General features: G+C 75.5%; 6 protein-coding genes. 3 read left to right on the top strand and 3 right to left on the bottom strand.

Translation table 11 applies throughout. The features are described from left to right. Window positions 1-18 precede the first annotated feature (18 nt). Window positions 19-930: an MBL fold metallo-hydrolase gene (locus G5C65_RS30145; protein ID WP_165302221.1), complete on the top strand. Its 912-nt coding sequence runs from the start codon at window positions 19-21 to the stop codon at window positions 928-930. On the opposite strand, the gene G5C65_RS30140 is transcribed toward G5C65_RS30145, so the two are convergent. The 3 genes from G5C65_RS30140 to G5C65_RS30130 form a co-directional block, all read right to left on the bottom strand. Further along, window positions 879-1,634, bottom strand: coding sequence for a polyamine aminopropyltransferase (locus G5C65_RS30140; protein ID WP_165302220.1), 756 nt, complete (start codon window positions 1,632-1,634; stop codon window positions 879-881). The two genes, G5C65_RS30145 and G5C65_RS30140, sit on opposite strands and share 52 nt — an antisense overlap. Window positions 1,635-1,651: 17 nt before the next feature. After that, window positions 1,652-1,915: a Thoeris anti-defense Tad2 family protein gene (locus G5C65_RS30135; RefSeq protein ID WP_165302219.1), complete on the bottom strand. Its 264-nt coding sequence runs from the start codon at window positions 1,913-1,915 to the stop codon at window positions 1,652-1,654. Window positions 1,916-2,080: 165 nt separating this feature from the next. Next, entirely contained in the window at window positions 2,081-3,001 is a 921-nt protein-coding gene (locus G5C65_RS30130) for a LysR family transcriptional regulator (RefSeq protein WP_165302218.1), read from the bottom strand. A gap of 72 nt (window positions 3,002-3,073) precedes the next feature. Here G5C65_RS30130 and G5C65_RS30125 point away from each other — a divergent pair, with 72 nt between their 5' ends. Both G5C65_RS30125 and G5C65_RS30120 read left to right on the top strand, forming a co-directional pair. Beyond that, window positions 3,074-4,300, top strand: coding sequence for a M24 family metallopeptidase (locus G5C65_RS30125; RefSeq protein WP_165302217.1), 1,227 nt, complete (start codon window positions 3,074-3,076; stop codon window positions 4,298-4,300). A 35-nt stretch (window positions 4,301-4,335) separates the two neighbouring features. Further along, window positions 4,336-5,523 carry a mandelate racemase/muconate lactonizing enzyme family protein gene (locus G5C65_RS30120; RefSeq protein ID WP_165302216.1) on the top strand — a complete coding sequence of 396 codons (1,188 nt, stop codon included), beginning with the start codon at window positions 4,336-4,338 and terminating at the stop codon, window positions 5,521-5,523. The last annotated feature ends 21 nt before the right edge of the window (window positions 5,524-5,544 follow it).

Raw genomic sequence — 5,544 nt, 5'->3', positions numbered from 1 at the left:
GACCCCGCCCTCCCCGACGTGCAGGAGGCCCCGGCGCCGCTGGTGCGCGGCGAGCCCGTGCGGGTGGCCGACGGAGTCTTCGTCATCCCCGACGGCCGGGTGCCGCTCGTCCCGAACATCGGTGTCGTCCTCGGAGAGCACGCCGCGCTCGTCGTCGACACCGGCATCGGGCCGCGCAACGGCGCCGCGGCCCTGGAGCGGGCGCGGGAGCTGGCGGGGGACCGGAAGCTGTATGTGACGGTCACCCACTTCCACCCCGAACACGGCTTCGGCGCCCAGTCGTTCAAGGGCGCGGCGACGATCGTCTACAACCGCGCCCAGCGCGACGAGCTGCGCCGCAAGGGCACCGGGTTCCTGGAGATGTTCCGGGGCCTGGGGCCCCATATCGCGGCCGAGCTGGAGGGCGTCGAGCTGGTCGACCCCGACCTCGTCTTCGACGGCCGCGCGGAGCTGGACCTGGGCGGCCGCACGGTCGAGCTGCTCGCCGTCGGCCCGGCGCACACCGTGGGCGACCAGGTCGTTCTCGTCGACGGCCGGGTGCTGTTCGGCGGCGACCTGCTGGAGACGAGGATGTTCCCGATCGCGCCGTACTTCCCGCCGCACGACACCGACGTCGACCCGGGCCGCTGGATCGGCGTGCTGGACGAGCTCCGCGCGCTCGCACCGGAGGTCGTCGTCCCCGGGCACGGCGAGATCACCGATGTGACGCTGATCGACGAGGTGCGCGGCTACCTCGACCATGTGCGGGGCGAGTCGGCCCGGCTGCGGGCCGAAGGGGTCCCCGCCGAGGATGCCGCGGAGACCGTCGGCAAGGCGGCCCGCGCCCGCTGGGACACCTGGGACAACCCGGAGTGGATCGGCTTCACCGTCCGCGCGTTCTACGCCTCCGAAGGGGCTGGCGGGCCGGACGGCGAGCGGCGCGCCACATAGACGGTGTTGGCCGAGGTGCCGCCGGTCAGGGGGTTGCCGAAGGCCACGGTGTGCGCCTCCGCCGCCGCGAAGACCTCCCCGAGCGCGGCGGTGAACGCGTCCTGCGGCGGATCGTCCGACCACAGCGCGAACACCCCGCCCGGGTGCAGCTGTTCGGCCAGCGCACGCAGGCCCGCCGGCTCGTAGAAGGACGCGTGCCCGGGGTGCAGCAGATGCCGGGGCGAGTGGTCGATGTCCACCAGGACGGCGTGAAACCGCCGCCCCGGCTCCTCCGGGTCGAACCCCGCGGCGGCGTCTTCGGCCAGCGCGAAGAAGTCTCCCCGCACCAGGCGGCACCGGCCGTCGGCGGTGAGCCGGTCGCCCAGCGGGACCAGCCCGCGCCGGTGCCACTGGAGCACCGCGTCCAGCGCCTCGACCACCACCAGCGAGCGCACCCGCGGATCCCGCAGCACCGCCTCGGCGGTGTACCCGAGGCCGAGCCCGCCGACGACGACGTCCGCGCTCCCGGGCCCGCCCGGCAGCGGCTCCAGGCCGAGCCGGGCGAGCGCGGTCTCGCCCTCCGTGAAGAGGCTGGACATCAAGAACTCGTCGCCGAGCTTGACCTCGTACACATCCTCGCCCGACGCCGGGTCCCGCCGTCTGCGCAGGCTCAGCTCGCCCTTGTCCGTCGGCCGCCAGTCCAGCTCTTCGAAGCGCTTGGTCATCCGCGAACCGTAGCGGTCTACAGGCCGTCGGCGCCCCCTTCCCCGTCGACGTCGTACCAGTCGTCCGCCAGCAGGCCGGCGTGCGAGGGCTGCACCCCGACCTGCACCGTCCCGTCCGCGGTGACGAACCGCAGATGGGCGGCGAGGGTGTGCTCCTCCTTGTCCGGGGTGAGGCAGATCGATTCCGGCTCCAGGTACACGTATTTGCCCGGCTGAATCCAGCTCCGGCGCGCCATCCGACGACCGGACTTCATCAGCTCCAGGGCGGCAGAGAAGTCCATGCCATCGAGCGTAACCACCGGCAGGGTGCGGTCTTGACAACCGCGGGGCGGCACTTGGGCTTGTACGTTGCCCGCTGCCGTGGCGCGCAGTTCCCCGCGCCCCTGGCGGGGCACGTCCGGGCACAGAGCGCCCGCGCTCTGCGAGGCGAGCGCAAGGGGCGGCTCCTACCCGGCACGATCCGCCGGAGCAGCGCGCTTCAGCTCGGCGACGAGCGCCGCCACCCCCGGCTGGCGCTCGCCGCCGGCCCGTACCGCGACCGACACCGTACGGGTGAGCCGCAGCCCGACGATCTCGCACAGCCGGACGTCGTGCTGCAGCGGCTCGGCGATCAGCCGGGGCATCAGCGAGACGCCCAGGCCCGCCCGCACCAGGGACATGATCACGGTGTAGTCGTCGCTGGTGTAGTCGAGCTGGGGCTCGAAACCAGCCGCCTCGCAGGCGCGTTCGAGGACGGTGCGCAGCGCGGTGTCGCTGTGCGGGGCGATCCACGGCCGGGCCGCGAGCCGGGCCAGCTCCACGGGCGCGTCCGGGGCGCCGGCCGCCTCCAGGTCCGGGGGCAGGGCGACCAGCAGCGGCTCCTCCAGCACCGGGTCGAGCCGGACCCCCGGGTCGCGCAGCCGGGGCAGCAGCGCGTACTCGTAGACCAGCGCCACGTCGCAGGAGTGCCGGCGCAGCCCGGTGACGCACTCCTCCGGCTCCGCCTCGCCCAGTTGGACGCGCAGCTCCGGATGGGCCAGGCGGCAGGCGGCGAGCGCGGGCGCGGCGAGCGCGACGGCGGCGCTGGGAAAGCTGGCGAGCCGCACCGTGCCGCGCGCGCTCCCGCTCAGCGCCGCCACCTCGGACCGCGCGCTCTCCAGCTCGGCCAGCACCCGCTCGGTGTGCGCCACGAGCACCCGCGCCGCCTCGGTCAGCACCAGCCTGCGGCCGTCCCGCAGCAGCAGCGCCGTGCCCACCTCGCGCTCCAGGAAGGACAGCTGCTGGGAGACCGCGGAGGGGGTGAGGCGGCAGGCCGCCGCGGTCGCGGCGACGGTGCCGTGCCGGGCGAGCTCCCGCAGCAGCCGCAGCCGCCGCACGTCGTAGACCATGTAGTCACGCTAACTCCGGCCATCGGAAATCCTCGCTGGTCGCGGCCCATACGGCGGTCCCACACTGGCCGCATGACGGCTGATCTCCTGCTCGCAGGGGCCGAAGGCCCCCGACCGCCCGCGCCCGGTGCCGCCGACTCCGGCACGGCCGGCGCGCACGCCGCCGTCCCCGCGGCCGAGTACCAGCGGCGGATCGCACGGCTGCGCGCCGCCATGCGGCGCCGGGGGCTGTCCGCGCTCGCGCTCGCCGCACCCGAGAACGCGCACTACCTGCTCGGCCTCGACCACCTCGGCCACTTCGCCTTCACGCTGCTGATCCTCCCGCCCGGCGGCCCGCCCGTGCTCGTCGCGCGCCGCATGGAGCGCCCCACCCTGCGCGCCCAGGTTCCGCAGGCCCGGCAGGCGCTCTACGGCGACGGCCGGGACGCCGCGGCGGTGGCGGCGCGGGCGCTGCGCGAGACCGTGCCGGAGGGCGGCGCCGTCGGCGTGGAGGAGCAGTCGATGGCGTTCCCGCCCGCCGTGCTCGACCGGCTGCGCGCCGCGCTCCCGGATGTGCGCTGGGTGGACTGCTCCGCCCTCCCGGCCCGGCTGCGCGCGGTCAAGTCCCCTGCCGAGACCGCCCTTGTACGCCGGGCGGCGGCTCTCTCCAGCGCCGCGCTGCGCGCCGCGGCCGACGCCTGCGGCACCGGCGTCAGCGAGCGCGCGGTCGCGGCGCGGGCCCACGCGGCGCTGACCGAGGCGGGCAGCGCACAGCCCGGGTTCGCCCCGCTGATCCGCTCCACCGCGCGCCTCGACCAGGAGCACGTCACCTGGAGCGAGCACCGGCTCGGCGCGGGCGAGGGCCTGTTCGTGGAGCTGTCCGGCTGCGTCCACCGCTACCACGCGCCGATGAGCCGCACCCTCTACTGCGGCCGCCCCGGGCCCGGCGCGGCCGACGCGGCCGCCGCCGCCCTCGCCGGGCTGGACGCCGCCCGCGCCGCGCTGGCCCCCGGGGCCCGCACGGGCGAGGTGTACGCGGCCTGGGCCGCCGCCGTCGCCGCCCGCTCCGGCCGCCGCCCGCGCCGGCACCACTGCGGCTACCTCACCGGCGCCGGGTTCCCGCCCAGCTGGGTCGGCGGCGGCCCGGTGGCCGGCATCCGCGCGGGCGGGCGTACGCGGGTGCGAGCCGGGATGGTCTTCCACCTCATGTCCTGGGTGACCTGGCCCGCCGGGCACGTCGTCTCCGACACCGCGCTCGTCACTCCACAGGGCAGCACTCTGCTCACCGATGCGCCCCGCGACCTGATCGTCGTCCCCTGAACCGCCTGCCGTCCGCGCCCGCGAAGGAGCGAGCCATGCGTATCACCGCGATCCGCGCCACCCCCGTCGCCGTCCCGTACCGCACCGACGAGGTGTGGGCGTTCGGCCGCCGGAGGGGGCTGGTGTCCGTGCTCGTCGAGGTGGACACCGACGAGGGCCTGACCGGTCTCGGCGAGGCCGCCGCCCACCCCTCGGCCGGCACCGTGCTCGGCGCGCTGAGCAGCCTGGAGCCGCTGGTGGTCGGCGCCGACCCGCTCCGTATCGAGCAGCTGATCCAGCGGATCGACGTCGTCGGCACCTGGCACCACATGGGCGCCAGCAGCCCCGCCGTCGCGGCCGTCGAGACCGCGTGCTGGGACCTGCTGGGCAAGAGCTGCGGCCTGCCGGTGCACGCCTTCTTCGGGGGCCGCTTCCGGGACGAGGTGGAGTTCTTCCACTACGTCGCAGCCGACGGCCCGGACGCCGTCAAGGAGGAGGGCCGCCGGGCCGCCGGAGCGGGGGCCGGCACCTGCTATCTGAAGATCGGCGCTGACGAACTCGCCACCGACGTCGAGCGGGTGGCCGCGCTGCGCGACGGCGCGGGCCCGGACATGGCGATCCGCGTGGACGCCAACGAGGCGTTGTCGCCCGGCGCCGCGCTGCGGGCCGTCCGCGCGCTGGAGCCGTACGGCCTGGAGCTCGTCGAACAGCCCGTCTCCGGCCGCAATCTGTCCGAGATGGCCTACGTACGCTCCCGCATCGATACGCCGCTGCTCGCCAACGAGGCGTCCTGGACCCGCTCCGACCAGCTCGCGGTCCTCCAGCACGGCGCCGCCGACGCGGTCTCGGCCGACCAGCAGATGGACGGCGGCCTGCTCAACCTCAAGCGGTCGGCGGGGATCTGCGAGGCGGCGGGGGTGCCGGTCGTCAAGCACAGCCTGGGTGAGCTCGGCGTGGCCCTCGCCGCCGCCACCCACGTCATCGCCGCCACCCCCAACTTCCGCTTCGCCAACCAGGCGTACGGCGCGCTGCTGACCGACGACATCGTCGAGGGGCGCTTCGGCGGCCCGCTGGAGCACTACACCCGGGGCCGGCTCCCCGTCCCCGAGGGGCCCGGCCTGGGGGTACGGCTCGACCCCGACAAGGTCGACCGCTACGCCGGGCTCTACCGCACCGCCGCACACGACTTCACCTTCCACGACCCCGGGGCGCTGCGGCGCGCACCGGCCCTCCCCAAGCGCTGAACCGGGGAGTCGGCGATCGGG

The organism is Streptomyces boncukensis (assembly GCF_011045075.1).
Lineage (GTDB): Bacteria > Actinomycetota > Actinomycetes > Streptomycetales > Streptomycetaceae > Streptomyces > Streptomyces boncukensis.
The sequence above is the reverse complement of the archived record's forward strand: the minus strand, read 5'-3'. Positions and strand labels throughout refer to the sequence as shown.

Bases quoted from the DNA above. Each gene is read 5' to 3' on its own strand.
- G5C65_RS30125 (WP_165302217.1), top strand. From the start codon at position 3,074: ATGACGGCTGATCTCCTGCTCGCAGGGGCCGAAGGCCCCCGACCGCCC.
- G5C65_RS30135 (WP_165302219.1), bottom strand. From the start codon at position 1,915: ATGGACTTCTCTGCCGCCCTGGAGCTGATGAAGTCCGGTCGTCGGATG.
- G5C65_RS30130 (WP_165302218.1), bottom strand. From the start codon at position 3,001: ATGGTCTACGACGTGCGGCGGCTGCGGCTGCTGCGGGAGCTCGCCCGG.
- G5C65_RS30120 (WP_165302216.1), top strand. From the start codon at position 4,336: ATGCGTATCACCGCGATCCGCGCCACCCCCGTCGCCGTCCCGTACCGC.
- G5C65_RS30140 (WP_165302220.1), bottom strand. From the start codon at position 1,634: ATGACCAAGCGCTTCGAAGAGCTGGACTGGCGGCCGACGGACAAGGGC.